The organism is Dyella sp. C9 (assembly GCF_003332825.1).
Taxonomy (GTDB): domain Bacteria; phylum Pseudomonadota; class Gammaproteobacteria; order Xanthomonadales; family Rhodanobacteraceae; genus Dyella.
The window spans coordinates 1-26487 of record NZ_QIRF01000017.1; the positions used below are offsets into that span (position 1 = coordinate 1).

Here is a 26487-nt window from a genome sequence, read left to right on the forward strand (position 1 = left end):
CGTCAGATGTGTATACGAGACCGGGGGGGGGGGGAGGCAGCCGCCTTGCGCGAGCAGGCGCTGAGTGGGTTTCGCAGTGGCGACCTTGTGCTGGCAGAGCAGTCGTTTGCCCGCCTTTTGGAGCTCGATCCCGGGGACGTGGAGGCACTGCAGTTCCTGGCCAGCCGGCATATGCTGCGCGGCGACACGTTGCGGGCGGTCGCGATGCTGCTTGCGGCCGAGCAGTCGCGGCCGGGCCACCCGGATATCCTGCACCAGCTGGGCGCGGCGCAGATGGCGGCGGGTAACCTGCAAGGAGCGATGCTCAGTCTCCGGCAGGCACTTGAGCGCTCGCCGCAGATGTTCGTGGCGCGCCTGCGCCTGGGCATCGCGCTGGAACAGCTGGGAGACACCCAGGCGGCGCTGCTTGCCTATTTCGGCGCAGTCAATGCGGCCCAGTCGCAGGGGCGCTGGATGAACGATGCCACCACGGCACCCGGGCTCCGCGACGCCGTGAAGCATGCCATCCACTTTATCGATGCCGGTCGCCGTCGCACGTTCGACGCCGTACTGCAGCCCTTGCGCGAGCGCTACGGTCGCGACGGCCTGGCGCGGGTGGAGCAGTGCTTGTCGATCTACCTCGGCGAGCTGCCGGCCAATCTTCCCGATCCGCGCCAGAAGCCGAAATTCCTCTATTTCCCGGGCGTCCCCAGCCAGCCTTACTACCCGACCGAGCGCTTTCCCTGGCAGGCCGAGCTGGAAGCGGCCACTGCCGTGGTGCGCGAGGAATTGCTGTCGGTGCTGGCCGAGAACCAGCCGTTGCTGCCATTCCTGGGTGAGCAATCGGCCGATGACCTGAAGGGGCACCTGCGTTCCTCGGGCACGGAGGCGGCGGCGTGGGACGCTTATTTCTTCTACCGCCACGGTGAGCGGTTCGACGAGCATTGCACGCGCTGCCCGCGTACTTCGGCGCTGCTCGACACGCTCCCGCTGGTCCGCATCCGCGACCACGCACCGGAAACCTTGTTCTCGGTGCTGCGCCCGGGCACGCACATCCTGCCGCATCGTGGCGTGACCAATACGCGGCTGGTGACCCATCTGCCGCTGATCGTTCCGCCGGACTGTGCGATCAACGTGGGTGGAGAGATCCATGAATGGCAGGAAGGTCGTTGCGTCAGCTTTGACGACACTTTCGAGCATGAGGCGTGGAACCGCAGCGGCGACACGCGCGTGGTGATGATCCTGGATAGCTGGAACCCCGATCTCACCGAGCTGGAGCGCGCGGCCGTGACGGACCTGGTCGAGGCCATCGGCGACTTCAACCGCGCCAGCGAGGTGCCGGTTCCGACCGGCTGAGGCGCGTCAGCGCCTTAGCGGACGCCTGCCGTGCGAGCGTCGTAGGCCAGGTGCAGGCGCGGGGCGGTACGGGTCTGGTCGACCGTGGACTGTGCCCGCAGTTCTTCATACGAAGCCAGGTGGGATTGCAGCCAGCGCTGCATCTTGGGGCCGAACAGGCCGTCCACCTTGGGGTCTGCCTCACGCACCTGGCCATGGATGGCCGACAGCTTCCACGGCTCGTGGTTGAGGTTGGCGATGGTCTGCTGGCAGGCGTTGTCCATGGGCGCGTCGGCCGGCAGGTCGAGGAATGCGCACAGGCGTCCCCATTCGAGCTCAGGCTGGTGCACCAGATCCTCCAGGAACAGGAGGTGGTGGTTGGCCCGGCCCACGTGCTGGGCATGGATCGCCATCGCACGGTTCCAGCGCCGCGCCCAGTGCACCACGCCGCCGCCAAAGGCGGCGTCGTTGCCGAAGCGCAGGTAGACGTCGGTCAGCGAGGCCAGCACATCCGCCCCGCGGCGCACCACGTGGACGAAGTGGGCATTCGGTGCCAGCGCCTCGATTTCAGGGATGTAGAGCAGGTGGTTGGGGGTCTTCTCCAGCCACATGCTGCGGCCGGCAGCGGCGGCGGAACGATCCATCAGGGCGATGAAGCGCCGCGCCAGCGTACTCACCTGCAAGGGTACCCGCGCCGAGGGCGTGCGGCCGGTGAGCTGGCGATGCAGGGCGGCGAAGGTTTCGCGGGCGTGTCGGCGGCTGAAGCCCAGGCGCTGACGCCAGCGGCGCCGGGCCGGCTCGGCCAGCGCATCGCCCCAGCGCCACTCCAGATCCCCGTACAGGTGTTCGAAGATGGCTGTTTCCGGAAGGGTGTAGATAGCCGGATGCCTTGCCAGCAAGGCCTGCACGATGGTGGTGCCGGAACGGGGGCAGCCCACGATAAAGGTTCGCCGCATGGCAGGTCTCCAGAACATTGAACGTCTACGACACGTCCAGTGGAGGTCAACAACGCGTGATCGCGCCTTGGGTTGACGTGAAAGTACAGGTTCGCGCAAGGAAGGCGATGGGACTCCGTCACAATTCCGCTCTTGCACCCGCCCCCGGGCTCCCGCCTAAGCTGGCGCACTCATCGTTACCTGTCCCCCGAGGCTCCATGCACGCCCTCAGCTTTGACCACTTCGGCCCTGCCAGCGTGTTGCGCTGGACGGAGCGTCCCGACCCGGTGCCGGGGCCCGGCCAGGTGCGGGTACGCATGCACAGCGTGGGCCTGAACTTCGCCGATGTATACCGGCGCAACGGCACCTACCATCTGCGTGGCGATGCGCCCTGGGTGCTGGGCTACGAAGGCGCTGGCGTGGTGGAGACCGCGGTGCCGGGCGACCGCCTGTTCCCGGTGGGAACCCGGGTGGGGTTCGCCGACATGCCCCACGCCAACGCCGAACTGGTGGTGGTCGACCACGAGCGGCTGATCCCGCTGCCGGACGACATCGGCTTCGATACCGCGGCCGCCGTCCTGCTGCAGGGCCTCACCGCGCAGTACCTGGTCACCGACAGCTTCTCGGTGCGCCCGGACGATGTCGCGGTCGTGCATGCCGCGGCGGGCGGCGTCGGCATGCTGCTCGTGCAGATGCTCAAGGCCCTCGGGGCGGTGGTGCTGGGCGTGGCCTCCAGCGAGGGCAAGCGCGACGCGGTCATCGCCGCCGGGGCTGACGTGGCGGTCGGCTACGACGCCTGGGTCGAGGCGGCCCGCGCGCTCAGTGGCGGCCACGGCGCCGACGTGGTCTACGACTCGGTGGGGCGGACCCTGGCCGACAGCCTGGCCGCGGCGCGTATTGGCGGCACTGTGGTGTTCTACGGCATGGCGGCCGGCGACCCGGACCCGGTCGATCCGCGCCTGCTGATGGACCGCTCGCTCACCCTTACCGGAGGCGACCTGTGGAACGTGCTGACCGGCGCGGAGGTACGGCGCGAGCGCGCCGCGGCGCTGTTCGAGCAGATCCGTCGCGGCGTGCTGGCTCCGCGCATCGCCGCCAGCTATCCGCTGCGCGACGGCGCGCAGGCCCATGCTTTCCTGGAAAGCCGTGCGGCCGTGGGCAAGGTGTTGCTCACCCTGTAGGGCAGGCCGGCGCCGGCGGGCTCAGAAGCGCCCGCTCTCGTCGTCTTCGCTGATCGGCAGCACCTGGTGGAACACGCTGTAGTCGATGTGGCTGACGCCTAGTTCGTCGTCGTGCACCAGGTCCACATAGCGGTGGTTCCAGCGCCAATCGCGATAGCTCCACCGGTGGCGCGCCAGCATCGACTGGGCGGTGGTCTCGTCGATGCCCACGATGGTGAGCATCAGGGTGGCCTCGGCGGAGGCGAGCAGTTCCTCAGTCAGCCCGTACAGGGGGCTGGCCTCGTCGATCTCGTGCATCAGGCTCCAGCTCAGCGTGAACACCGGGTGGCGGTCGCGCACCAGCTTGAGGTCATGGATGCGGCGCAGGCGGAAGCCCTCGGGCGAGGATTCGCGCAGCAGCAGGTGCATCTGCGCCGAGGCTTCGGCAATCACATTCTGCCGCGCGTTCGCCGCGCGCACCATCAGGGTGGGCTTGCCGTGGATGCTGCGGATCACCGGATGGTCGGCAAAGATCATCCGGGCGCGCGGACGCGAGAAGCGGGCGAACACCAGGCCGGTCACCAGGGCGATGCTCAGCATGCCGGTGAAGATCTCCACCGTGGCCACGACATGCCCGTACACCGTCTGCGGATGCATGTCGCCGTAGCCGACGGTGGCCAGTGTCTCCACGCTGAAGAAGAAGGCGCCGCCGAAGTTGGCGGGGTACTGGTTGGCGATGGGGTGGTCGCCCAGCTGGTAGAGCAGGCCGAACGCGGTGTTCAGCAGCACGAAGATGGCGGCGGCCAGTGCGAAGAACGAAGGCCAGCGGATGGTCAGCGCGAAGTGGTAGATGTCCTCCCACATGCGCTGGGTGAGGCCTTCACTGATGAAAGGCCGGCCGCCGATGAAGACCGTGCGGGGGCGCTGGCGGAACAGCTGCTTCAGCTTGGGAGGCATCGTGCAGGGGATGTTGGCGTGAGAGGCTGGGCCATTCTATCGCGCCAGCCACGGCCTCAGCCGTTGCGGGCGGCCAGCACGTCGCGCCAGGTGAGGTGCAGGCGCAGGTCGAACTCCTGCTGGTGGTAATCCGGCTGCATGTATTCGCACAACTGGTAGAAGCTCTTGTTGTGCTCGGTTTCCTTCAGGTGGGCCAGCTCGTGCACCACGATCATGCGCAGGAACTCCGGCGCGGTCTCGCGGAACAGCGCGGCGATGCGGATCTCCTTGCGCGCCTTGAGCCGGCTGCCGTGCACATGGGAGATCGCGCTGTGCAGGCCCAGCGCACGGCCGATCACGTCCAGCTTGCTGTCGTACCACACGCGATCGATGCCGGGTGCATTGCGCAGGTGCTCCTGGCGCAGGGCGTTGGTGTACGCATACAGCGCCTTGTCGCTCTGGACCTCATGGCGGCCTGGGTGGCGTTGCTGCAGATAGTCGCCCAGCTCGTCGCGTTCGATCATCCGCTGCACCTTGTCCAGCAGTGCCGGTGGATAACCTCCGAGGTACTTCAGTGCCGTCATGCGGCGGGCGGTTCGTCGTCGAAACCGGTGTAGTCGTCGGGGAACACCGGTGTGCCGTCGCCTTCCAGGCTGAGGATGGCCGCCAGCGCCTTGTCGGCGGCCTGCTCGGCCTGCTCCTGCTCGCGGAAGCTGCGGTTCTCGGCCACCGCGTAGTACACCGGGTAGCCGTTGTGGTCGCGAGGGGTCACCACGATGCAGGCCGTGTAGCGCGAACCTTCGGCCACCGCGGTGGAGCGGGCGGCGTAATCGTCGAAGAGGCGTTCGGTCATGGCATAGGTCCGCAAGGCTGGGACCGACATTCTAGCCGCGGGCCGTCGCGCCGCGGCTGTGCCACCATGCGCGCCATGCCTGACCGACTGCCGCGCCTCGTCCTCGATACCAATGTTGCACTCGACCTCTTCGTATTCCGCGACCCCGCCGTCGAACCACTGCGCCTCGCGCTGCAGCAGGGCCTGGTGGAGGCGATAGTGGATGATGCCTGCCGCAACGAATGGCTTGCCGTTCTGGGCTATCCGGAGCTGGGCCTGGACGAAGCGGGTCGCGCCGGGGCGGCGCTGGCGTTCGACCGGGACATCCATCACCTCGACGCCACGCAGCTGACCCTGCCGCCAGGCGTGAAGCTGCCACGCTGCGCCGATCCGGACGACCAGAAATTCCTCGAGCTGGCCTTGGCCTCGGGCGCCGACTGGCTGCTCAGCAAGGACAAGGCCGTGCTGCAGCTGGCGCGGCGCACGGCGCGTGAAGGCTGGTTCCAGATCCTGGCGCCGCTGGCCTGGTCGCCGCCGTCTTCGTGAAGCCGCGCTTCACGCCGGATTGATCGGCCACTGGCGATGCTCAACGGGTGATTTCCCCGGCACGGAGTGCAGCGATGAAGGTGAACTGTTACGCCACGGGGATCATCGTGCTGGCTGGTCTGGCCCTCGCTGGTTGCGGCGTCGAAGGCAACCACGACACGGTGATCCGGGACGCGGTCTCCAACCGCGTGTTCCTTTACCAGAAGCCCGGGCAGGGTGACGCCACCGTGCAGGTGGTGCGCGCCAATGGCTACTTTGGCGGGGGCTGCTCCAGCCAGATCATGATCGACGACAAGTTCGCCGCGCAGCTGGAGACTGGCGAGCAGGTGTCGTTCAACCTGCCCAGCGGTAGCCACGTGCTGTCCCTGCAGAACTCCGGCGCCTGCCACAAGCCCGATGAGAACGCCCGCGTGGACGCCTCGCTGTCCCCCGGCCAGACCATGCTGGTGGAAGTGGACAAGTGGGGCGCGTCGATCTCGGCGCCCAAGCGCTGACCCGCGCAGGCCACGCCGTACCGCCGTCATGCTGGAGCCCGTGCTGATCCATTGCCCGTATTGCGGCGAGCCGATCGAGATCCTGGTCGACGGTTCGGTGGACAGCCAGCGCTATATCGAAGATTGCCAGGTGTGTTGCCGGCCCATGAATGTCGCCGTCTCAGTGGAGGAGGACGGCGCAGTGCACGTCACCGTCAGCTCCGAGAACGAAGGCTGACGGCGCGGCATTCAGAGGCGCTGGTGCAGGGCATGGTTTGCGGGCGCCGCCCACGGGGCCGGGCCGAGTTCGCTGGAGTCGAGCACCTCGACGCCGAGCTGGTCGTAGCGGATGCGCGTGGGGATATCGCTTTCGGGCGTGACCGGGCGGGTGAGATCCCACAGCACATGCGTGCGATAGCCCAGATCCACGGCGTCCTGCGCCGTCCACAGCACGCAGACGTCCCGCGCCAAGCCGGCCAGGTAGACCTCGCCCACGCCGCGCTCGCGCAGCCATTCGGCCAGGCCGGTCCCGGGGCGACGGCCATGCGGGCCATGGTTCTCGCGAAAGCCGCTGTAGGAGTCCACCAGCGGGTCGTCGCCCTTGCGGATGATCTTGTCGACCAGGGACCAGTCGATGTCCGGATGCAGGGCCGCACCCGCCGTGCCCTGCACGCAATGTGCCGGCCACAGGGTCTGCGCATGGCCGTACAGCGGAATGCGCTCGAACGGCTGGCGGCCAGGGTGCGACCGGGCAAAGGAGACATGGTCCGCCGGATGCCAGTCCTGCGTGGCGACCACGTGCTGGAACTGTTGCTGCGCCAGCAGCCTGCGGATGCCCGGGATGATGGCATCGCCTTCGTGGCAGGCGAGCGCGCCGCCCGGCATGAAGTCCGGCTGTACATCGACAAGAATGAGGGCGGCGCGTCGGCTGATCGGGTGGCTCATGGCGCGTCTGGACTCGTAAAAGGTTGCGTCCCGGAAGTCTAGTCGGCTCGCTGCTGACGGCGGAGTGATGAGTTCGACGGGTGCCGTGTCCGTGACGTGCATGGTTCAGGCTGGGTTATTTCCTGCGCAAAGCTTGCAGCCATGCCCGTAACCGGCCCTTCCGTAGGCATAATGCACCCAAACACCAACAACGGTGGACAGGGGCATGCCTTACGACCAGTCGTGGATGGGTTTTGGCCTGGTGGGTGCGCTGGAGGCCGGCGTCATCTCGCTCGTGGTGGGCCTGGTGGTGTTCATCGTGCTGCACCTGTGGGGGCGCACCCAGGGCTGGAGCCTTGGCCTGGAGGTGAGCTGGGCCGCGATCGTGTCGCTGCTGCTGGCCGGCGGCAACGACCTGTGGAACCTGTTCTACTTCAACTACGGCCGCCTGCAGTCGCTGCAGCTGCTGCGCGCGCGGTTGGCCGAGGTGCACGACCCCGACAGCATCGGCTTGCGCGTGCTGTTCGACTTCGTCGGCGTCGGCATTGGCATCTACCTGGGCTGGCTGCTGTTCGCGCGGCGGCGCCGTTCCCCATGAAGCGTGCGCGCCGATGGCCTGGCCCGGCGGCGCGCATTGCGGCAGTACGCTTTCCCTCTCCCCAGAAGTCCCCATGAATACCCAAGTTGAAACAGGTGCCAGCGGGATCTCGCTGACCCTGCGCATCGTCCAGGTGGTGTGCTTCACCTTCCTGGCCTATCTGGTGATCGGCATGCAGCTGGCGGTGTTGCCGCCTTTCGTGCATGACGATCTGGGTTTTGGCGCAGTGCTGGCCGGCCTGGTGATCAGCACGCAGTACGTGGCTACGCTGCTCAGCCGTGGCTTTGCCGGTCGCACCTCCGACACCGCCGGTCCCAAGCGCTCGGCGGTGATCGGCATGCTGGCCTGCGGCGCCAGTGGCTTGCTGAGGGTGGTCGCGGCCCTGCTGCGCGAATGGCCGCTGGGCTCGCTCGGCGTGATGCTGCTGGCCCGCCTGGCGCTGGGCGTGGGTGAAAGCTGCGTGGCCACCGGCTGCATCATGTGGGGCATCGGCCGGGTCGGCAGCGATCACACCGCCAAGGTGATCTCCTGGAACGGCATCGCCACCTATGGCGCGCTGGCGGTGGGGGCGCCGATGGGCGTGCTGCTGGTGTCGGCGGGTGGCTTCGTGACGATCGGTGTGGCCGGCATGGCCCTGATGGTGCTGGCGCTGCTGCTGGCCTGGAAGCGTTCAGCGGTGCGCGGGGAGGCTGGCGAGCGCATGCCCATGCACCACGTGTTCGGCCGCGTGGCGCCGTACGGCATGGGCCTGGCGCTGGGCTCGGTGGGTTTCGGCGTGATCGCCACCTTCATCACCCTGTACTACGCCAGCCAGGGCTGGGCCGGTGCCGCGCCCACGCTGAGCGTGTTCGGCGTGTGCTTCGTGGGCATACGCCTGGTGCTGGGCTGGACCATCGCCTCGTTTGGCGGCTATCGCGTGGCACTGGCCTCGCTGCTGGTGGAGTGCGCGGGCCTGCTGGTGCTGGCCAACGCGGGGCACGCCGGTATGGCGATGCTGGGCGCGGCGCTGAGCGGCGTGGGTTTCTCGCTGATCTTCCCCGCGCTGGGCGTGGTGGCGGTAGAGCGGGTCAGCGCTGCCAACCGCGGCGCGGCCCTGGCCGCCTATTCGGTGTTCATCGATGTCGCGCTGGGCGTCACCGGCCCACTGGGCGGCTGGATCGCCTCGGGCGGCCGTTATGGCCCGATGTTCGTGGTGGCCTCGGCGATGTCCCTGGCTGCTGCATTGCTGACGGGTGGGCTCTATATCGTCTACGGCCGCTCGCGCGGGTTGTAGGAGCGCACCCTGTGCGCGAAAGGCCCGCGTGGCGGTACGTACAGGCTCCGGGGTCGCGCACAGGGTGCGCTCCCGCCGGGTGGAGGCTACAGCACCGGATCGAACAGGCGCGCCACGTGCATGGCCAGGCGCCTCAGATACGGCGCCCTCAGGTATTCCGCCTCGGTGACCTCGTGCGCGTGCGCGAAGTCCTCGTGCAGCATCGTTTCCACCTGCGCGGCGAAAAGTCGATCGACGGTGAGCGCGCCGATCTCGAAATTGAGGCGGAACGAACGGTTGTCCAGGTTCATGCTGCCCACCGAGGCGGTGTCCTCGTCCACCAGCATCACCTTCTGGTGCAGGAAGCCGGGCTGGTAGCGGAATACGCGAATGCCGGCACGCACGGCGTCATGCGCATACAGGCCGGAGGCGAGGAACACCGCGTGATGGTCCGGGCGTGAAGGAATCAGCACGCGTACGTCCACGCCGCGGAACACTGCCAGGCGCAAGGCCGACATCACCGCCTGGTCGGGCACGAAGTAGGGCGTGGTGATCCACAGGCGATGGCGTGCAGCGTGGATGGCTGCCACGAAGAACAGCGAGCAGGTCTCCTGGCGATCCGCCGGCCCGGTGGCCGCGATCAGCGTGTGCGCCGTGCCAACCCCGGGGCCCGGCGGCAGCAGCGGCGGCAGCGCGCCGGTGACCCAGTGCCAGTCCTCGGCGAAACTGCGCTGCAGGTCGGCCACGGCGGGTCCCTCGATCTCCAGGTGCGTATCGCGCCATGGCGACAGCGGCGGCTTCATGCCGAGGTACTCGTCGCCCACGTTGAGCCCGCCGACGAAGCCGTGCTTGCCGTCCACCACGACGATCTTGCGGTGGTTGCGGAAATTGAGCTGGAAGCGGTTGCTGCGGCGCTGGGTGGCGAACGGGTGGATGTGCACGCCACCCTCGCGCAGCGCTTCCACGTAATGGTGCGGCAGCGCGTGGCTGCCGATGCCGTCGTAGAGCACGCACACCTCGACGCCGGCTCGCGCGCGTTCGAGCAGCGCCTGCTGCACGCGCCGGCCCAGCACGTCGTCGTGGATGATGAAGAACTGCAGCAGCACGCACTGCCTGGCTTCGCCGATCGCATGGAGGATGGCGTTGAAGGTGGCCTCGCCGTTGATCAGCAGGTGCAGGCGCTGGCCGTCGCGGAACGGTGCACCCAGCATGTGCGCGATCTCGCCATAGCGATCGCTGGATTCGGCTGACGGCGGTCCAGCGGCCAGTTGCACATCGGCCAGCGCCTGCATCTGCTCGCGGCGCAGGCGGTGCAGGTCGACGTAACCATGAAAGCGGCTGCGCCCCAGGTACAGGTAGGGCACCAGGGTGATGTAGGGCAGCAGCACCAGGCCAAGCGCCCAGGCGAAGGCACCCTGTGGCGTGCGCGTATGCATCACCGCATGCATCGCCGCCATCACGCCGGCGATGTGCAGCAGCAGCAATACCACGCCGACGATGGTGGTCAGCATGCCGGGTGCTCGCTCTTGGGGTACGCGGTCAGGTGGCCGTGCATCGACGTGATCGTCCTCGGTTGGCGGGCACTCAGGTCATCGCGTTGCGCACGGTGTCCAGCACGTTGCGCTCGCGCAGCTGCAGCTCCTGCTGCAGATGATCCACGAACAGGCGGATGCGTGCAGGCAGGTAGCAGCGGCTGGGATAGATCGCATAGATGTGGGCGTCGGGCAGGATCACGTCGCCCAGCAGCGGTACCAGCCGGCCGGCGCGCACGTCCTCGGCGATATCCCAGGCCGACTTGAAGGCCAGGCCATGGCCGGCCACCGCCAGGGCGCGCATCAGGTCGCCGTTGTCACAGGTGATGGCCGGCTGCACGCGCAGGGCGCGCGGGCCGTCCGGCGTCTGCGCGATCCACGGCAGGATGCCGTGCCCCGGGCGGTGCAGCATCAGGCAGCGATGCTGCTGCAGGTCCTCGGTGCTGCGGGGATGGCCATGCCGGGCCAGGTAGGCTGGCGAGGCGCACAGCACGCGGAAGCTGTTGGTGAGCAGCCGCGAGACCAGTCGCGAGTCGGCCATTTGGCCGCCGCGAACCGCTACGTCCACGCCGTGCTCGAACAGGTCCAGCATGGCGTCGGAATTGGTCAGCCGCAGCGTGAGCTCGGGATGGCGGCCGGCGAAGTCGGCGGCGATCGGGCCGATGTACTGCCGGCCCATGTCCACCGAGGCCGACACGTGCAGCTGGCCGCGCACTTCCAGCTGGCGCAGGCCGACCGCCGAGTTGGCATCGTCGACGTCGGCGATGATGGCCTGGCAGCGCTCGAAATAGATGGTGCCTTCCTCGGTGAGCGACAGGCGCCTGGAACTGCGTTGCAGCAGCCGCACACCCAGGGCCTGCTCCAGCCGGTTCAGGCGCTTGCTGGCGGCGGCCGGCGACAGGCCGAGCTCCCGCCCGGCGGCCGATAGGCTGCCCTCGGTGACCGCACGGACGAACAGCCGCATGTCTTCGAAATCGACCATCTTCAACTTTTTGGAAAAGATGCCTGTCTAGTTTGCTCAATTCACGTGGGGTGCGACAAGGCGCAAAGTGTCGGCCGTTTCTTCACGGACCCCACCGATGAACTCCTCCGACTCCTCCTCCAAGCCCGGCGCCGCCTCCTCGCGGCTGGCGCTGCTGGCGCTCTCCGTGGCGGCCTTCGCCATTGGTACCACTGAATTCGTGATCATGGGCCTGCTGCCCGAAGTGGCCACTGACCTGCACGTGAGCATCCCTGCTGCCGGCATGCTGGTGTCCGGTTACGCGCTGGGTGTGGCCGCCGGAGCGCCCGTACTGGCCGCGCTGACCGCCCGCATGGAGCGCCGTAATGCCTTGTTGTTGCTGTTGGGACTGTTCATCCTCGGCAACGCGCTGTGCGCGATCGCCCCCAACTATGGGGTGCTGATGGTGGCACGCGTGGTGGCGGCGTTCTGCCATGGCTCGTTCTTCGGCATCGGCGCCGTGGTGGCCTCGCACGTGGTGCCGCGCGGGCAGGGCGCCCGTGCCATCGCCCTGATGTTCACCGGCCTGACCCTGGCCAACGTGCTGGGCGTGCCGTTCGGTACCTTCCTGGGCCAGTGGGCCGGCTGGCGCTCCACCTTCGCCGCGGTGACCGGGCTGGGCGTGCTGGCCGCCGTGGCGGTCTGGCGCCTGGTGCCGGCCCTGCCGGACCTGCCGTCGCCGCACATGCGCCGCGAGCTGGGCGTGCTGCGTCAGCCGCAGGTGCTGCTGGCACTGCTGATGACCGTACTGGGCTTCGGTGGCGTGTTCACCGTGTTCACCTACATCGCGCCGATCCTGCAGCAGGTGTCCGGGGTGAGCGTGGGCGCCACGGGCTGGGTGCTGATCCTGTTCGGCGTGGGCACCACCATCGGCAACATGCTGGGTGGCCGCTTGGCCGACTGGCGCCTGATGCCGTCGCTGGCCGGCGTGCTGGCGGTGCTCACCGTAGTGATGTTGGCCTTTGCCTGGACCATGCACAGCGCCATGGCCGCGATCGTCACCGTGTTCGTGTGGGGCGTGTTCGCCTTCGCCACCGTGCCGCCGCTGCAGATGCGCGTGGTGCAGCAGGCCACCGAAGGTCCGCATCTCGCCTCGACCCTCAACATCGCCGCGTTCAACCTGGGCAATGCGATGGGCGCCTTCATCGGCGGTTCGATGATCGGCATGGGCCTGGGCCTGCCGTCGGTAAGCATCGCCGGCGCCGCCGTCACGCTGCTCGGCCTGCTGGTGACCCTGGCCAGCGTGGCGCTGGAGCGCCGCCGCAGCGGTACGCCCGCGGCATGCGCGGTGAGTGCCTGAGCCCTGAGCTGTTTCGATGTCATGGCAAGTCGCGCGGGATGAGGCTCGCCTGCGCGACTTTTCGATGACTTCCGCCGGCGCAGAATTCGTTTTCCGTATCTTGCCTTCCCCCTGGAGACTTTCATGAAAGCCATCGCCTATCGCCGCAGCCTGCCCATCGCCGACACACAAAGCCTGATCGACGTGGAACTGGCCGAACCGGTACCGCAGGGACGCGACCTGCTGGTGAGGGTCGAGGCGATCTCGGTCAATCCGGTGGATACCAAGATCCGCCAGCGCGTCGACCCCCAGGGCAGCGACAAGGTGCTGGGGTGGGATGCGGCCGGTACGGTGGTGGCGGTCGGTGCGGACGTCAGCTTGTTCAAGCCGGGCGACGCCGTGTACTACGCCGGCGCCATCGACCGTTCGGGCAGCAACGCGCAGCTGCAGCTGGTGGACGAGCGCATCGTGGGACGCAAGCCGTCCACGCTGGATTTCGCGCAGGCGGCGGCCATGCCGCTGACCAGCATCACCGCGTGGGAGTTGCTGTTCGATCGTCTCGGCGTGCCGCGCGGCACCGGCGGACGCAGCGGCGTGGTGCTGGTCGTGGGCGGTGCCGGCGGCGTGGGCTCGATGGCGATCCAGCTGGCGCGCCATCTCACCAACTACACCGTGGTGGCCACCGCATCGCGCGGTGAAAGCCGCGACTGGGCCTTGGCCATGGGCGCGCACCACGTGGTGGATCACCGTGGCGATCTGGTCGCGGCGGTGAAGGCGGTCGCGCCGCAAGGCGTGGATGCGGTGCTCAGCCTCACCCATACCGAGCAGCACTACCCCGCGCTGGTGGAGCTGCTCAAGCCGCAGGGCAAGCTGGGCCTGATCGACGATCCGGCCACGCCGCTGGACATCACGTTGATGAAGTCCAAGAGCCTGTCGCTGCACTGGGAGTTCATGTACACGCGTTCGCTGCACCACACGGAGGACATGCAGGCGCAGCACCGGTTGCTCGACGAAGTGGCGGACCTGGTGGATGCCGGCGTGTTGCGCACCACCTTGCGCGAGAACCTCGGCGCGATCAACGCCGCCAACCTGCGTCGCGCGCATGCGCAGCTGGAGAGCGCGAGCACGATCGGCAAGCTGGTGCTCAGCGGCTTCTGATGACGAAACGCCCGGCGCCAGTGTCGCCGGGCGGCTTTCATGCGCGATGCGTAACCGGGACCGCTGCGCCGCAGGGAGACCGAGGCCGGTCCAATCGTGCGGCGACAGTCGCCTGGCTGGTGGCGCTTACTCTTCCAGCAACCGGTCGGCCAGCTGCCGCGCCTGCTGGCGGATCTCCGGCATCGCCGTCGATTCCCACAGCACGCCGCGCAGCAAGGTGCCGATGGCGTAGAAGTGCGGCCAGGTGGCGTCGCCGCGCTGCAGGCGGCCTTCCGTCGTGGCGGTGAAGCCCAGTCCCAGCGGATCGGGAGCCAGGTGACCGTTGGTGGTGAGTTGGCGCACCAACGGGTGACGGGTGCGACGCACGTCGGTGTTGAGGCCGACGGTCTGGATCACCAGGTCGGCATCCATCGTTTCGATGCTGCCATCGTCGGTGGAGCGCACCTGCAGGTGCAGTCCATGATCGGTGACGTCCACCGCTTGCAGGCGGCCGCGACGACGATGCAGCTTGCCTCCGGCTTCCAGTGCCTGCATCGCCGTCATCACCTGGGGCGGCATGCGGTGACGCACGCGCTCCCACGCCCAGCGTGCATGGCGCAGGAAGCGCGAGCGCTCTTCCTGCGGCAGCGCAGCCCACAGCGAAGGCGTATGCGGGCGCAAGCTGTCGACCACCGTGCGCCAGTCGTTGCTCTGCGCAATGGCCTCGCGCAGCAGGCGGATCCAGCGACGGATCTCCGGTGCCTCGCGCATGGCCTCGATCAGGTCGCTGCTGTCGTCGGCGGGTGCGGAGGCCGCTTCCAGGTGCGCCTCGGGCAGCAGGCCGTGGCGTGAGAGCGCTTCGAAGCGGGCGTTCGGCCACAGCATCGAAAGCTCCAGCAGCACGTCCACCGCGGTGAGGCCCAGCCCGATCAGCACGACCTTGAGCGGGCGCTCATCGGGCTTGGCCGCGGCCAGGAAGCTCCACGGCTCGGTGACATAGCGTCCGCTTTCCAGCGCGGCATCGCTGACGCCGCCCAGCGGCTGTGGCGGCAACGAACCGATCGCCAGCACGGCGGCATCGACGCGGCTGCTTTCCTCGCCGTGGATCACCGTGACGCCGTCGTTCTCGGGCACCAGCGCATCTACCAGCAGCGGACGAACGCGCACGTCGTGGCCGGCCTCGCGTGCCCGTTCGAGCGCGCGCTCCACTTCCGATTCCAGATAGTCGCCGTAGAGGCGACGCGGCAGGAAATCGGTGCCGGCAATCGTGTGGTCGCCCCGCTGGGCGAAATCGAGAAAGCCGCGGGGCTTGCCCGCGAACATGCTCATGGAGGCGGCGCGTACGTTGAGCAGATGCCGGTCAGAGCGCGTGCCATAGGCGACACCGCGTGCCGGCGTGTCACCACCGGTATACCAGTCAAGATGCAACGGCTGCGGCAGCTGCCGTTCCAGCAGCTCGCTCAGCAGCGCTGCTGCAGCAGCGCCACCACCGATGATGGCGACCCGTCGATACATGCCACTCCCTTAAACAAAACCAATGGTAAGGCGTGGCTCAGGCGTACAAGCGGCCGGCGAAGGCACTGCGTTGTGGCCTGGCGAGCCACTGGCCGGCGGTTCCGGCTTCTTCATATGTGAAGTACTGTGCCAGATCGCCACCATAGACGTGAAGCGTCAGTGCCGTCTCGTGCCGCGAAAGATTGCGGCAGCGGTGGGCGTAACGGTCATCGGCGTCGAACCAGCTGGTATCCCCGGGGCCCAGCCAGTCGCGTCCGGTGCGGCGCAGGATATTGCCCTCTGCGTCGCGATCCCAGGATTCGACCTCCAGTGCACCGTGCAGCGACATTTCCAAGCCCCACAGGCCGGAGTGGTCGTGGACGGGGGTCATGTAGTTGGCCGGCCAGGCGAGCACCAGCACGCTGATGGCCGGCCGTCCACGCTGCGCGACGAGCCAGCGCTCGAAGCCGCGGTTGCGGGTGCGCAGGTCGGCGAGATCCTCGCTCAGCGCCTGCCGATGCTGGTGCACCCTGCAGCTGAGCTCCCGGGCCATCACCGCCAGATCCGGATGCTCGCCCACGCCGAAGTCAAACGCGATGTCGCGCAGTGCCTTCAGGTGCTGCATGTGTTTGGCCATGCGACGTTACTCGACAGGAACCGGGGGCGCAGTGGACCACGCGTCTCGTTAAAGTCCCGTAACCCGCTTGCGCGGGTGCAGCATGACTTTCGAAACATGTGCGGGCGCAGGCAAAAGCGCACGATGTTTTCACGGGCGGCCTTGAAATACGTGCCGGCCGCCTGCATGAGGACCGTGCGCAACGGTCGCTGGCGGTAAAGCCAGAAGGAGGAACGTCATGATCGCAATGAGCGTGCTCTTGATGTTGGTGATGGGGCTTTGGCTTGCCGCAGCCACCATAGGCCTGGTGTTCAAGCTCGCCTTCGCGCTGGTCGGCGGGCTGTTCAGTGTGGTCGGCGCCGTGTTGGGCTTCGTCTTCAGCGGACTGGCGCTGATGATCATCGCGCCGATCGTGGCGCTGGCCCTGTTGCCACTGTGCCTGCCAGTGATCCTGCTGGTGGCGGTGGTGTGGGCGATCACGCGCTCCGCTCGCCGCAACGCGCCGCCTGCAGCGGCGACCGCCCGCTGAGTTTCCTTTTGCCGTGGAACGGCCCGGCCTGACACTGGATGCAGGCCGGGCCTTCCCTCTTCAGCGCTGGCTCACAGCTGGTTCAAGTTGAAACTCACCGGCACGCGTGCCCATGCGCGCACCGGCTTGCCGCTGACGGTCGCAGGCTGGAATTTCCAGCCGTGCAGCACCTGCTCGCGGGCACTGCGGTCGAGCACGGCGTAGCCGCTACTCTGTTCGACAGTGACATCCTGTGGCGTGCCTTGTTCGTCGACGAGGACACGCAGGACCACCGTTCCTTCCATGCGTGCGTGCAAGGCCTGCACCGGGTATTTCAGCGGAACGGCGCGGTAGGCAAGCGTGGCCTCCACCGGCGCGGTCGGCGTGGCGACGTCCGGCGCAGGTGTCGCCTGCGTGGGTGCCGCGGGTGGTGCCGCCATACGGCCTTCGTCGGTGGGCGTGGCCACCGGTGGCGCCACCGGCTGCGGCTGCACATGTGGATGCGGCGCCGCCTTGGGTTGCACCAGTGGCTTGAGTTCGATCGCGGGTGGTGCGGGTGCTTCCTCCTGGGGCGTTAGCCAGCGGACCTGGGTCTGGACGATGTGCTGCGCCTGCTCGATCCATTGCGGCGCCATCGGACGCATCACGGCCACGAGGGCGATCAGGTTGATGGCAATGGCACCGCTGAGGGCGGCGATGCGCGCCGCATCGGGGTGGGCGTGGGCATGACGGGGTACGGCCAGGCTTGCGGACGACATGGGCGACCTCCTGACGTATCGATGTTGGGTTGTCGCACCGCACGCCGCATGGGGATGCGTTGGGAATCGTGCCGGTGCGACTTCAGCCTAGGTCCATCGAAAACGCTTGCACAAGTAGCCGTATGGAAGGCTATGCTGCGCGGAGTGCCACCCGCATCCGCGGAACGGTTATTTTCAGTGCGCCACCAGCATCGGCACATCGCCATGCATGAACAGGTGGCGGGTGGTGCCACCGAGCACCATCTGTGCAAGGCGTGAGCGACTCCAGGCCCCCATGACCAGCAGGTCGGCACCCAGGCGGTGGGCTGCATCGAGTACGGCCGGACCGGCCGCGTGGCTGGGGCCGGTATCGAGGGTTTGCACGCTGGCCTCGATGCCGTGGCGCTGCAGCCATTCGGTGAGCCCTGGCGGCGGCAGTACCGGCAGCAGGTCGGCATTCATTTCGCTGCCGTCGAGCACGTGCACCTGATCGGCTTTCCGCAGCAGGGGGGCGGCAGCGGCCAGCGCCAGCGCCGACTCGCGGCTGCCGTTCCAGGCCACGAGCACGCGGCTGCCAAGGCTGGCGACCGGGGCCACATCGGGTACCACCAGCACCGGGCGGCCGCTGGCGAACACGCAGCGTGATACCGAGCCAAAGCCTACGGGTGCATCGCTGCGCGATTGGCTGCGTTCCATCACCAGCATGTCGTAGCCCGAGGCGGCCAGGCTGACCGTCTGCACGGTGTCGCCCTGGCTGACCCGCCACGTGCCCTGCAGACCGTGGTGGGCGAGGGACTCGCGCCAGATGCCCTCGTGCGCCTGCGCCTCGGCCACGCGCCGTTGGGTTTCCTCCAGTTGTACCGGCACGGCCTCGGGCAGGCTGAAGGCGGTGGCGGGGAGATCGGCCACATAGAGGGCATCGAGCCTTGCCCCTAGTCGTTGCGCCAGCGCAAAGGCGGCTCGTGGTGCGGCGTCGTCGAGTTCGAGGTGGTCCAGATGCAACAGCAGGTCGATGGTTGACATCGTGCGGCTCTCCCGGGTCCTGGTCCACGCCCAGCTTAGAGCCTGCCGGCGATGGAGGTGTAGCCCGCGATGTCGCACGGCGTGGTGGCCACGGGACAAAAAAAGCCCCGCACAGGGTGGCGGGGCGGCAAGGCCGGGCGTCGGGGGAGAGAGAGGGGACGCCCGGTTGTGACATTCTCCGCGGAAGGGGCTTGCTCGGGCGTACAGCGCGGGTGAAGGGTGTATTCACGCCTCAGATGGCGCTGGCTTGCCAGAATCGCGGGTCCGCCCCAGGGTGGCAGGTTCAACAGGAGAAGGACTGCATGGCAGTGAGCAAGAGCATGGTGGCGTTCGCGCTGGTGCTGGCCGGATGGACGGCCGCGACGCCGTCGCGTGCGGCCGACCTCGAATGCAAGATGACGTTCCGCCTGGCCGGCTGGTCGGTGTTCTACCAGACCGCCACCGGCAGTGGCACCGTCCGTTGCAGCAACGGGCAGAGCATGAATGTGCACCTGCGCGTGAAGGGTGGCGGGATCACCTTCGGCAAGAGCCAGATCGACGACGGCGTGGGCAAGTTCTCCGGCGTGTCCAGCATCAGCGAGATCAAGGGCCATTACGCCGATGGTGGCGTGCACGCGGGTGCGTCGAAGTCCGCGGGCGCGCGCGTGATGACCAAGGGCAACGTATCCCTGGCGCTCAGTGGCACTGGCAAGGGCTGGGACCTGGGCGTGGCGTTCGGGGCTTTCATCATCGAATAAGTGCACGCGCTCGGGCGTTTCATACGCCCGGCGAGCTTGCAATCGATGGCAGGCCGGCTAAGGTGGCGGGGCCCGTACGCTTCGGTACGTTTGTTTCGTCGAGGAAGTCCCCATGTCTGCCACCTCTGCCGCGGCCTTGCCCCGCTATGCCTTTGGCGATGAACTCGCCGCCTGCGTGATCCATGGCATCGGCATCCTGCTCAGCATTGCCGGCCTGGCCACGCTGGTGAGTTACGCCTCGCTGCATGGCGATACGCGGGCCGTCGTGGCCAGTGCCGTGTTCGGCAGCACGCTGATCCTGTGCTACACCGCATCGACCCTGTATCACTCGATTCCCGGCGCAGCGGCCAAGCGCGTGCTGCGCACGTTCGACCATATCGCGATCTTCCTGCTGATTGCCGGTACCTATACGCCATTCACCCTGGTCGCGTTGTCCGGTGCGTGGGGCTGGGGCCTGTTCGGCACCATCTGGACGCTCGCCATCATGGGCAGCGCGCTGGAGCTCGGCTTGTTGAAGAGGTACCGCAAGCTTGCCGTGCTGATGTACGTGGGCATGGGCTGGGTGGGCGTGGTCGCATTCAAGCCGCTGAGCGAGCACCTGCAGGCCGGTGGCATGACGCTGCTGCTGGCCGGCGGCGCGGCCTATACGCTGGGCGTGCCGTTCTACCTGTGGCGCAAGCTGCCGTATCACCATGCGGTGTGGCACTTCTTTGTGCTGGGGGGCAGTGTGCTGCACTTCCTGGCCGTGCTGCTCTACGTGCTGCCCGACGGCCCGGGCTGATCCGCATCGGCGCCATGAAAAAAGGCCACGCCCCAGGGCGTGGCCTTTTTTTTCGTGCGCGTGTCGCGCGGTTTATTTCTTCTGCTGCGAGGGAACGAACTGCGTGCGCACTGCTTCGGCCAGCTGCTCCGGCGGGAGCAGGCCCTGGCCGATCACGAAGTCGTTGAAGGCCTGGCGGTTGAAGTCCTTGCCCAGTGCCAGCTCGGCGTTCAGGCGCGTCTGCTGCAGGCGCATGTAGCCGTAGAAATACGCGGTGGCCTGGCCCGGGCTGTTGAAGGTGTAGCGATCCAGTTCCTGCTGCGTCATTGCCTCGGACAGGCCGACGTCGTAGCGCAGCACATCGTGCGCACGCTCCTTGCTGATCAGTCCCAGGTTGAGCATCGGATCGAGATAGGCACGGGCTGCGCGCATCAGGCGAGCCTGCAGCGCGGCGAACTGGCCGGCCGGCGGTTCGTACGGCAGCATTTCCGATTCGGCGTACAAGGCCCAGCCTTCCACATTGACACTGTTGAAGGCGAACAGGCTGCGCGCCAGCGACACGCCGCGTTCCACCATCGCCGCGAACTGCAACTCGTGGCCCGGGCGGCCCTCGTGCGCGGTCAGCGTCCAGGCGGCGGCCTTATAGGTGAAGTCATCGTACGAGTCGGACTTGCTGCCCGTGGGGTTGCCCATGGTCAGCACGAAGGTGCCCTGTTCGCCGTGGTTGTTGATGAACGGCGGGGGATCCATGTGCGGTGCAGGCACGGCGGCGGTCTCGGCTTCCGAGGCCAGGCGCATCTGCATCTTGCGCTGGGGCAGGGTGATGATGTGCTCGCGGCGGATGATGTCTTCGATCTTGCCGATGATTTCGTGGTACCAGGGCACCACGTCGTCCTTGCCGAGCTGCTGTTGCTTCAGCGACTTCAGCACGTCGCGGTAATCGGTGGAGGAGAAGCCCTCCTCCTTGGCCACCACCGGCGCGATCATCTGCATCATCGAGCGCAATTCGACGAACTCCAGCTGCGCCTCCTTGATCAGCTGCTCGGGTGGAATGTCGATGCCCACCTGCTTGAGGTTGTACGCGTACAACGGTTCGGGCAGGCGGAAGTCATCGCGCTGGCGCGGCACGATGGTGCTGCGCACCCAGCCGTCGTAATCCTTGAGCTGGGCATCCAGCGCATCGAGCGCGGCCTTGCCTTCGGCGTCGTCGAGCTTGTACTTGGCAAACAGCTGGCGGATGCCCTGGGCATAGCGCTGCGTGTTGGAGAGCTTCTGCTCGACCTCGTTCTTGTACGGGCCGATCAGGTTCTTGTCACCGATCCTGGCCTGCGTCTGTGCCTTGGCCAGGTCGATGATCGGCGTACATCCCGGGGCCTTGCCGACATAGCACTCCAGGCGCTTGAGCGCGGACGGCCGACGCTTGGGATCCACGTCATCCTTCAAGAGCACGAACTCGCCCTGGAAGATGATCTGCCCCACGTCCTGATACGGCAGCATGTACTTGTCGTTGAGGTCGATGCCTTCGACCTGCTGGTCGATGGCCTTGATCATGATCTGCAGGTCCTCGCGGACGTTGATGTCCTTCTCCGCGGCCAGCAGCTTCTCCAGCTTGCCCTTGGCCTCGACCAGGGCGGCGCGCTGGCGCACGTCGACATCAGGCTTGAGGTCGACCACCTTGTCGTCATAGCCCGGCACGCCGATCTGCGAGGCAAACTCGGGATTGAAACGGGCCAGCACGTCGAGCAGAACCTTGGCGTCGGTATTGCTGCGATCCACCCAGCTGGCGGGCTTGGTGTCGGCCTGGGCGGATCCGGCGGCCACCAGCGAGACCGCCAGGGCGAGGGCGAGGCGTTTGATCATGTCGGTTTCCCGGAGATGAGGTCGCACGAGCCTAGGGCCGGCCGGGTCGGGGGCGCCATGTGCCGAAGGTCGCGGGGGGCTAGCCGACCAGCCAGGCAAAGGCGAACAGCCCGATCATCATGAAGGACAGCACCAGTTTCACCAGCGTGCCCACCAGCAAGCCCACCCAGGTGGCCGCGCCTACATGGGCCGAGCGCAACACGCTGGTGCCCGAGGCCAGCTCGCCCAGCAGCGCGCCGACGAAGGGCCCGAGCAACAGGCCCGGGATGCCGAGGAACATGCCGACCAGGGTGCCGAGTGCGGCGCCGGTCAGTGCCAGCGGGCTGGCACCCACGCGCTTTGCACCCAGTGTGCCCGCCACGAAATCCACCAGGATGCCGACCGTGCCCAGCGCGCCGATCACCACCAGCCACCACACGCCGAGGTGGCGGTACTGATCCACCGCGGCAGCCAGCCAGATGCCGCCGAAGATCATCGGTATGCCCGGCAGTGCCGGCAGGATGTTGCCGACGAGGCCGGCCACGATCAGCACGGCGGCGAGCAGGTACAGCGCGATATCCATCACAGGTATCCGGGTGGGCTCGCCAGGGGCGCAGGAAGGCGGAGGATCGGCCACAATAGGGCGCCTTGTGGCACGCCGGCGAGTGTACGCCGGCCCCGCCAGCCGGAAGCCCCGTGAACCCGACCCGCGACATCCTGCTCAAGGCCGATGAACTCGGCCGCATCGAAATGACCGAACGCCAGGGCGTGCGTGTGATCCGCCGCGACATCGGTGCGGCCCGCTGGTGGGCCCGCGCGTTCGCGCGTCGTGCCGCGGCACGCGAGGCGCGCGCGCTGGCCCGCCTCGACGGCCTCGATGGCGTTCCGGCGCTGCTGGGTTGGGATGGCCGGGAGTTGTTGCGCGGTTACATCGCCGGCGCGCCGATGCAACAGGCGCAACCACGCGACCCTGCCTATTACCGCGATGCGCTGCGTTTGCTGGCCGCGCTGCACCGGCGTGGCATCGTGCACAACGACCTGGCCAAGGAACCGAATTGGCTGGTGCGCACCGACGGCCGTCCCGCCCTGGTGGATTTCCAGATCGCCTGGACGCGTGGCCGACGCGGTGCGCTGTTCCGCCTGCTTGCGCGCGAAGACCTGCGCCACCTGCTCAAGCACAAGCGCACCTATTGCCCGCAGGCACTCAGTGCCCGCCAGCGCGCCATCCTGGATACGCCCGCAGCGCATTCGCGGTTGTGGCGTGCCACCGGCAAGCGGCTGTACAAGCTCATCGCGCGCCGCGTGTTCGGCTATTGGGACAACGAAGGCCAGGGCCGCATCCGCGACTGAAGCTGCGGCTTCCCGCAGGAGCGCACCCTGTGCGCGATTGCTCGACGTCGCTGAAACGCATGGCAGGGCGGTCGCGCGCAGGGTGCGCTCCTACAGGGCTTCGTCCTGGCTGGCATCCGCGCCGAAGCGTTCCAGCAGGAACTCGATCATGCTGCGCAGCTTCGCGGTGGGCCTGCGGTCCGGCGCGTAGAGCAGGTGCATCGGCGTAGCAGGCGGCGTCCATTCGGGCAGCACCTGCAGCAGGCGTCCCGCGGCCAGGTCATCGGCCAGCAACACCTCCGGCTGCAACACGATGCCGGCGTCATGCAGCGCTGCCACGCGCAATGCGTCGCCGTGATCGACCGACAGGCGCCCATGTACCGGCACGTCGCACACCTCGCCGGTGGGTCCGGTGAGCCGCCACTGGTCGCGGCGGCGCCAGTTCGACAGCCCCAGGCAGACATGCCCCGACAGTTGGTCGGGATGCGTGGGTGTGCCATGGCGGGCCAGGTAGGCGGGCGAGGCGGCCAGCAGCATGCGGTAGGGCAGCAGGGGGCGGGCGACCAGTTGCGGGTCGTCGATGGCGCCGATGCGGATGGCCAGCTCGTAGCCTTCGCCCACCAGGTCGATCACGCGGTTGTCCAGGGTCAGCTCCACGCTTACCTCGGGATAGCGCGCCAGGTAGTCGGTGAGTGCCGGGGTGAGCCGCCGGCTGCCGAAGCTCATGGGCGCGGTGAGGCGCAGTTGCCCGCGCGGCGTGGCCTGCAGCTCCGATGCACTGGCTTCGGCCAATTCCACATCGGCCAACACCTGCTTGCAGCGCTCGTAGTACAGCCGCCCCACCTCGGTGAGCTGCTGGCGCCGGGTGGTGCGATGGAGCAGGCGCGCGCCCAGCCGCTGCTCGATCGCCCGGATGTGCTTGCCGGCCATGGTGGGCGACACCCCGCTGGCTTCGGCCGCGGCGCTGAAGCTGCCGCTCTCCACCACGCGCACGAACATCGCCATGCTGGCCAGGGTGTCCATCATTAACAACCTGCGGTTTGCAATGGGTCAAATCATTGCATGTTTATTGCCTTGTGGGTCACGAGCACACTGGTCCGCGCAGGGCTCATCCCGGGCCGGACCGACGAGGAAACCATCATGCGATTGCTGTTAGTAGGTGCGAGCGGGACGGTGGGGCAGGCCGTGGCGAACGCGCTGGCGCCACACCACGAACTCATTCGCGCCGGCCGCCACTCAGGCGACCTTCGGGTGGACCTGACCGACTACGCCAGTGTGGAGCGCATGTATGACGAGGCGGGGCCGCTGGACGGCGTGATCACCACCACCGGCAGCGTGCATTTCGGCGAACTGGCGCAGACCACGCCGGCCCAGTTCAACCTGGGCCTGCAGGACAAGCTGATGGGGCAGGTGAACGTGGTGCTGGCGGGCATCGCGCGCCTGCGCGACGGTGGCTCGTTCACGCTGACCAGCGGCATCACGGCGGCGGAGCCGATCCGGCTGGGCGTGAACGCCACCACGGTCAATGCCGCGATCGAGGGCTTCGTGCGTTCCGCCGCGACGGAATTGCCGCGTGGCCTGCGCATCAATGCCATCAGTGCGACCTTGCTCACCGAGGCGCTGGACGCCTACGGACCGTATTTCCCGGGCTTCGAGGCGGTGCCGGGATCGCGCGTGGGCCTGGCCTACCGCCGCAGCGTGGAAGGCGTGGGCACGGGGCGCGTGTACACCGTGTGGCAATAACACCTTCTGCAGGAGCGCACTCTGTGCGCGACCAGCGCGCCCGGCACTTCAACAATATGGGGCGTTCGCGCGCAGGGTGCGTTCCTGCAAGGTAGAAGCCGCTTATTTCTCGACGAAGGCCCGCTCGATCACGTAGTCGCCCGGTTCGCGCGTGCGCGGCGAGACCTGGAAGCCACGCTCGTCGAGCAGGGTGCAGGTGTCGTCGAGCATGTGCGGGCTGCCGCACAGCATGACGCGGTCGGCGGCCGGATCCAGTGGCGGCAAGCCGAGCGTGCGGCACATCGAGCCGTCGACGATGGCATCGGTGAGGCGGCCCTGGTTGCGGAACGGCTCACGCGTCACCGTCGGGTAGTAGAGCAGCTTCTCGCGTACCAGCTCGCCCAGGTATTCGTGCTGCGGCAGCTCGTTCTCGAGGTACTCGCGGTAGGCCAGGTCGTTGACGTTGCGCACGCCGTGGGCGATCACGATCTTCTCGTAGCGCTCGTAGGTTTCCGGGTCGCGCACCAGGCTCATGAAGGGCGCCAGGCCCGTGCCGGTGCCCAGCAGGTACAGGTGCTTGCCAGGCTTGAGGTCGTTGAGCACCAGCGTGCCGGTGGGCTTGCGGCTGACGATCAGCGGGTCACCGGGCTTGAGGTGTTGCAGGCGCGAGGTCAGCGGGCCGTCCGGCACCTTGATGCTGAAGAACTCCAGGTGTTCCTCGTAGTTGGCACTGGCGATCGAATAGGCACGCATCAACGGGCGGCCATCCACCTCCAGGCCGATCATCACGAACTGGCCGCTGTCGAAGCGGAAGCCAGGATCACGCGTGGTGCGGAAGCTGAAAAGACTCTCGTTCCAGTGGTGCACGTCGATCACGTGCTCCGTCGCCAATGCCACCATTGCCGGTTACCGTCGCTCAAAGGGATGAAGCTGCAGGCAGGGCGCCAGCGCGGGGCCGGTGCCGGACTCGTGTGGGGAAGGCGATCAGTCGCTGCGCCTGACGAGTGCTGCCCTGGGGTGCAGCGAAGTGGGCATTATGCCATGGCCACCCTCCCTCGAAGGCGGCAGGGCTACGCAGGACGCAAATTGTTGCGGCATCATGCCGCACGCAGCCGGGGCGCGGGGGCGCCGGTCGGTGCGTACTCAACGGAGGGGAACACGCATGACGCAGGACGTGGAGCGGCCACTGACCGAGGCGCAGCAGGGGCATCGGCACCTGGAGCGGCTGGTGATGCTGTCCGATGGCGTCTTCGCCATCGCCATCACCCTTTCGGCCATCGAGATAAAGCCGGAGACAGGCGGGGAGGGTTCGCTGTGGCAAGCCTGGTCGCTGCCGCTGCTGGTGTACTTCCTCAGTTTCTTCCTGATCGGCCTGATCTGGCTGGTGCACCGGCGCATCATGGCCTGGCTCAGCCACATCGATGGCCCCGGTACCCTCATCAACATGGTGCTGCTGAGCCTGGTGGCGCTGGTGCCGGTGGTGGTGCGCTTTGCGCTCACCTATCCGCAGCGCGAGGGCGCCTTCCTGGTCTATGCGCTGGGGTTCTCCGTGCTGTACCTGGGGCTGGCCGTGCTGTGGGGCTACCTGGCCTTCGTGGCCAGGCTGGCCGTGCACGCCTCGCGCAGTGCCGCGCTGCAGCTGCTGGCCAAGCTGTGCTTTGCCGTGGCGGTGTTCCTGGGCGTGGCCATGTTCCAGCTGGGCTGGATGGTCGGCGCTGTGCTCTGCGTACTCCTGGCGCTGCCCCTGCGCTGGCTGGCCTGGCGTCACGGGCGCGAGGCGGCCACGGGATCCTGAGCCAGCCGT

At 67.6% G+C, this 26487-nt stretch carries 30 protein-coding genes; 15 read left to right on the top strand and 15 right to left on the bottom strand.

All coding sequences use genetic code 11. The features are described 5' to 3' along the window. Positions 1 to 6: 6 nt before the first annotated feature. Positions 7 to 1335 carry an aspartyl/asparaginyl beta-hydroxylase domain-containing protein gene (locus DVU99_RS16245; protein ID WP_114241279.1) on the top strand — a complete coding sequence of 443 codons (1329 nt, stop codon included), beginning with the start codon at positions 7 to 9 and terminating at the stop codon, positions 1333 to 1335. A 14-nt stretch (positions 1336 to 1349) separates the two neighbouring features. On the opposite strand, the gene DVU99_RS16250 is transcribed toward DVU99_RS16245, so the two are convergent. After that, positions 1350 to 2270 carry a sulfotransferase gene (locus tag DVU99_RS16250; protein ID WP_114241280.1) on the bottom strand — a complete coding sequence of 307 codons (921 nt, stop codon included), beginning with the start codon at positions 2268 to 2270 and terminating at the stop codon, positions 1350 to 1352. A 197-nt stretch (positions 2271 to 2467) separates the two neighbouring features. On the opposite strand from DVU99_RS16250, the gene DVU99_RS16255 reads away from it, so the two are divergent. Then, on the top strand, positions 2468 to 3430 hold the full coding sequence (locus tag DVU99_RS16255) for a quinone oxidoreductase (RefSeq protein ID WP_114241281.1): 963 nt from the start codon (positions 2468 to 2470) through the stop codon (positions 3428 to 3430). Positions 3431 to 3451: 21 nt separating this feature from the next. Here DVU99_RS16255 and DVU99_RS16260 read toward each other — a convergent pair whose 3' ends face one another. The 3 genes from DVU99_RS16260 to DVU99_RS16270 are packed head-to-tail and all read right to left on the bottom strand — an operon-like array spanning position 3452 to position 5198. Further along, positions 3452 to 4366: an ion channel gene (locus DVU99_RS16260; protein ID WP_114241282.1), complete on the bottom strand. Its 915-nt coding sequence runs from the start codon at positions 4364 to 4366 to the stop codon at positions 3452 to 3454. Positions 4367 to 4422: 56 nt separating this feature from the next. After that, on the bottom strand, positions 4423 to 4929 hold the full coding sequence (locus DVU99_RS16265; RefSeq protein ID WP_114241283.1) for a YgjP-like metallopeptidase domain-containing protein: 507 nt from the start codon (positions 4927 to 4929) through the stop codon (positions 4423 to 4425). After that, positions 4926 to 5198, bottom strand: coding sequence for a hypothetical protein (locus tag DVU99_RS16270; RefSeq protein ID WP_114241284.1), 273 nt, complete (start codon positions 5196 to 5198; stop codon positions 4926 to 4928). Before DVU99_RS16270 ends, DVU99_RS16265 begins: the two co-directional genes overlap by 4 nt. A 75-nt stretch (positions 5199 to 5273) precedes the next feature. On the opposite strand from DVU99_RS16270, the gene DVU99_RS16275 reads away from it, so the two are divergent. From DVU99_RS16275 to DVU99_RS16285, 3 genes are all read left to right on the top strand, one after another. Then, the gene (locus DVU99_RS16275; RefSeq protein ID WP_343126334.1) at positions 5274 to 5723 is read left to right on the top strand and encodes a PIN domain-containing protein; all 450 of its coding nucleotides are present in this window, start codon (positions 5274 to 5276) and stop codon (positions 5721 to 5723) included. Between the two features lie 74 nt (positions 5724 to 5797). Next, positions 5798 to 6217, top strand: a complete 420-nt coding sequence (locus DVU99_RS16280; protein ID WP_114241286.1) for a hypothetical protein — start codon at positions 5798 to 5800, stop codon at positions 6215 to 6217. A 28-nt stretch (positions 6218 to 6245) separates the two neighbouring features. After that, entirely contained in the window at positions 6246 to 6434 is a 189-nt protein-coding gene (locus DVU99_RS16285) for a CPXCG motif-containing cysteine-rich protein (protein ID WP_114241287.1), read from the top strand. An 11-nt stretch (positions 6435 to 6445) separates the two neighbouring features. Here the strand turns inward: DVU99_RS16285 and pncA are convergent, their stop codons facing one another. Then, the gene (gene pncA / locus DVU99_RS16290; protein WP_114241288.1) at positions 6446 to 7141 is read right to left on the bottom strand and encodes a bifunctional nicotinamidase/pyrazinamidase; all 696 of its coding nucleotides are present in this window, start codon (positions 7139 to 7141) and stop codon (positions 6446 to 6448) included. A gap of 205 nt (positions 7142 to 7346) precedes the next feature. Here pncA and DVU99_RS16295 point away from each other — a divergent pair, with 205 nt between their 5' ends. Both DVU99_RS16295 and DVU99_RS16300 read left to right on the top strand, forming a co-directional pair. Further along, positions 7347 to 7718 carry a hypothetical protein gene (locus tag DVU99_RS16295; RefSeq protein WP_114241289.1) on the top strand — a complete coding sequence of 124 codons (372 nt, stop codon included), beginning with the start codon at positions 7347 to 7349 and terminating at the stop codon, positions 7716 to 7718. Positions 7719 to 7791: 73 nt separating this feature from the next. Next, positions 7792 to 8991, top strand: coding sequence for an MFS transporter (locus DVU99_RS16300; protein WP_114241290.1), 1200 nt, complete (start codon positions 7792 to 7794; stop codon positions 8989 to 8991). An 86-nt stretch (positions 8992 to 9077) separates the two neighbouring features. Here the strand turns inward: DVU99_RS16300 and cls are convergent, their stop codons facing one another. Both cls and DVU99_RS16310 read right to left on the bottom strand, forming a co-directional pair. Continuing rightward, complete coding sequence (cls, locus tag DVU99_RS16305; RefSeq protein WP_114241291.1) at positions 9078 to 10481, bottom strand: cardiolipin synthase; 1404 nt, start codon at positions 10479 to 10481, stop codon at positions 9078 to 9080. Between the two features lie 73 nt (positions 10482 to 10554). Beyond that, the gene (locus DVU99_RS16310; RefSeq protein WP_114241292.1) at positions 10555 to 11484 is read right to left on the bottom strand and encodes a LysR family transcriptional regulator; all 930 of its coding nucleotides are present in this window, start codon (positions 11482 to 11484) and stop codon (positions 10555 to 10557) included. Positions 11485 to 11581: 97 nt separating this feature from the next. On the opposite strand from DVU99_RS16310, the gene DVU99_RS16315 reads away from it, so the two are divergent. Both DVU99_RS16315 and DVU99_RS16320 read left to right on the top strand, forming a co-directional pair. Further along, positions 11582 to 12802, top strand: a complete 1221-nt coding sequence (locus DVU99_RS16315; protein ID WP_114241293.1) for an MFS transporter — start codon at positions 11582 to 11584, stop codon at positions 12800 to 12802. 123 nt (positions 12803 to 12925) lie between these two features. Then, a complete protein-coding gene (locus tag DVU99_RS16320) occupies positions 12926 to 13939 on the top strand; it encodes a zinc-binding alcohol dehydrogenase family protein (RefSeq protein WP_114241294.1) in 1014 nt (337 codons plus the stop codon). 126 nt (positions 13940 to 14065) lie between these two features. Here the strand turns inward: DVU99_RS16320 and DVU99_RS16325 are convergent, their stop codons facing one another. Beyond that, positions 14066 to 15433 carry an FAD/NAD(P)-binding protein gene (locus DVU99_RS16325; RefSeq protein ID WP_114241295.1) on the bottom strand — a complete coding sequence of 456 codons (1368 nt, stop codon included), beginning with the start codon at positions 15431 to 15433 and terminating at the stop codon, positions 14066 to 14068. 37 nt (positions 15434 to 15470) lie between these two features. Beyond that, positions 15471 to 16049, bottom strand: a complete 579-nt coding sequence (locus DVU99_RS16330; RefSeq protein WP_114241296.1) for a cysteine dioxygenase family protein — start codon at positions 16047 to 16049, stop codon at positions 15471 to 15473. Positions 16050 to 16266: 217 nt separating this feature from the next. Here DVU99_RS16330 and DVU99_RS16335 point away from each other — a divergent pair, with 217 nt between their 5' ends. Next, positions 16267 to 16557 carry a hypothetical protein gene (locus DVU99_RS16335; RefSeq protein ID WP_114241297.1) on the top strand — a complete coding sequence of 97 codons (291 nt, stop codon included), beginning with the start codon at positions 16267 to 16269 and terminating at the stop codon, positions 16555 to 16557. 71 nt (positions 16558 to 16628) lie between these two features. Here the strand turns inward: DVU99_RS16335 and DVU99_RS16340 are convergent, their stop codons facing one another. Together DVU99_RS16340 and DVU99_RS16345 are read right to left on the bottom strand one after the other, a co-directional pair. Next, complete coding sequence (locus DVU99_RS16340; protein ID WP_114241298.1) at positions 16629 to 17294, bottom strand: energy transducer TonB; 666 nt, start codon at positions 17292 to 17294, stop codon at positions 16629 to 16631. Positions 17295 to 17468: 174 nt separating this feature from the next. Beyond that, positions 17469 to 18296, bottom strand: coding sequence for a universal stress protein (locus DVU99_RS16345; protein WP_114241299.1), 828 nt, complete (start codon positions 18294 to 18296; stop codon positions 17469 to 17471). A gap of 320 nt (positions 18297 to 18616) precedes the next feature. On the opposite strand from DVU99_RS16345, the gene DVU99_RS16350 reads away from it, so the two are divergent. Both DVU99_RS16350 and DVU99_RS16355 read left to right on the top strand, forming a co-directional pair. Continuing rightward, positions 18617 to 19033 carry a hypothetical protein gene (locus DVU99_RS16350; protein ID WP_114241367.1) on the top strand — a complete coding sequence of 139 codons (417 nt, stop codon included), beginning with the start codon at positions 18617 to 18619 and terminating at the stop codon, positions 19031 to 19033. Between the two features lie 112 nt (positions 19034 to 19145). Further along, entirely contained in the window at positions 19146 to 19814 is a 669-nt protein-coding gene (locus DVU99_RS16355; protein ID WP_114241300.1) for a hemolysin III family protein, read from the top strand. A 72-nt stretch (positions 19815 to 19886) separates the two neighbouring features. On the opposite strand, the gene DVU99_RS16360 is transcribed toward DVU99_RS16355, so the two are convergent. Both DVU99_RS16360 and DVU99_RS16365 read right to left on the bottom strand, forming a co-directional pair. Continuing rightward, the gene (locus DVU99_RS16360; protein WP_114241301.1) at positions 19887 to 21653 is read right to left on the bottom strand and encodes a DUF885 domain-containing protein; all 1767 of its coding nucleotides are present in this window, start codon (positions 21651 to 21653) and stop codon (positions 19887 to 19889) included. Positions 21654 to 21732: 79 nt separating this feature from the next. Further along, on the bottom strand, positions 21733 to 22215 hold the full coding sequence (locus DVU99_RS16365; RefSeq protein ID WP_114241302.1) for a DUF456 domain-containing protein: 483 nt from the start codon (positions 22213 to 22215) through the stop codon (positions 21733 to 21735). A 167-nt stretch (positions 22216 to 22382) separates the two neighbouring features. Between DVU99_RS16365 and DVU99_RS16370 the strand changes: the two genes are divergently transcribed. Beyond that, positions 22383 to 22982: an RIO1 family regulatory kinase/ATPase gene (locus DVU99_RS16370; RefSeq protein WP_114241368.1), complete on the top strand. Its 600-nt coding sequence runs from the start codon at positions 22383 to 22385 to the stop codon at positions 22980 to 22982. 90 nt (positions 22983 to 23072) lie between these two features. On the opposite strand, the gene DVU99_RS16375 is transcribed toward DVU99_RS16370, so the two are convergent. Then, positions 23073 to 23987, bottom strand: a complete 915-nt coding sequence (locus DVU99_RS16375; RefSeq protein ID WP_343126335.1) for a LysR family transcriptional regulator — start codon at positions 23985 to 23987, stop codon at positions 23073 to 23075. Positions 23988 to 24101: 114 nt separating this feature from the next. Between DVU99_RS16375 and DVU99_RS16380 the strand changes: the two genes are divergently transcribed. Further along, positions 24102 to 24704: a short chain dehydrogenase gene (locus tag DVU99_RS16380; RefSeq protein ID WP_114241303.1), complete on the top strand. Its 603-nt coding sequence runs from the start codon at positions 24102 to 24104 to the stop codon at positions 24702 to 24704. Between the two features lie 102 nt (positions 24705 to 24806). Here the strand turns inward: DVU99_RS16380 and DVU99_RS16385 are convergent, their stop codons facing one another. Then, positions 24807 to 25583, bottom strand: coding sequence for a ferredoxin--NADP reductase (locus tag DVU99_RS16385; RefSeq protein WP_114241304.1), 777 nt, complete (start codon positions 25581 to 25583; stop codon positions 24807 to 24809). 262 nt (positions 25584 to 25845) lie between these two features. Here DVU99_RS16385 and DVU99_RS16390 point away from each other — a divergent pair, with 262 nt between their 5' ends. Then, the gene (locus DVU99_RS16390; protein ID WP_198670357.1) at positions 25846 to 26478 is read left to right on the top strand and encodes a TMEM175 family protein; all 633 of its coding nucleotides are present in this window, start codon (positions 25846 to 25848) and stop codon (positions 26476 to 26478) included. Positions 26479 to 26487 lie beyond the last annotated feature (9 nt).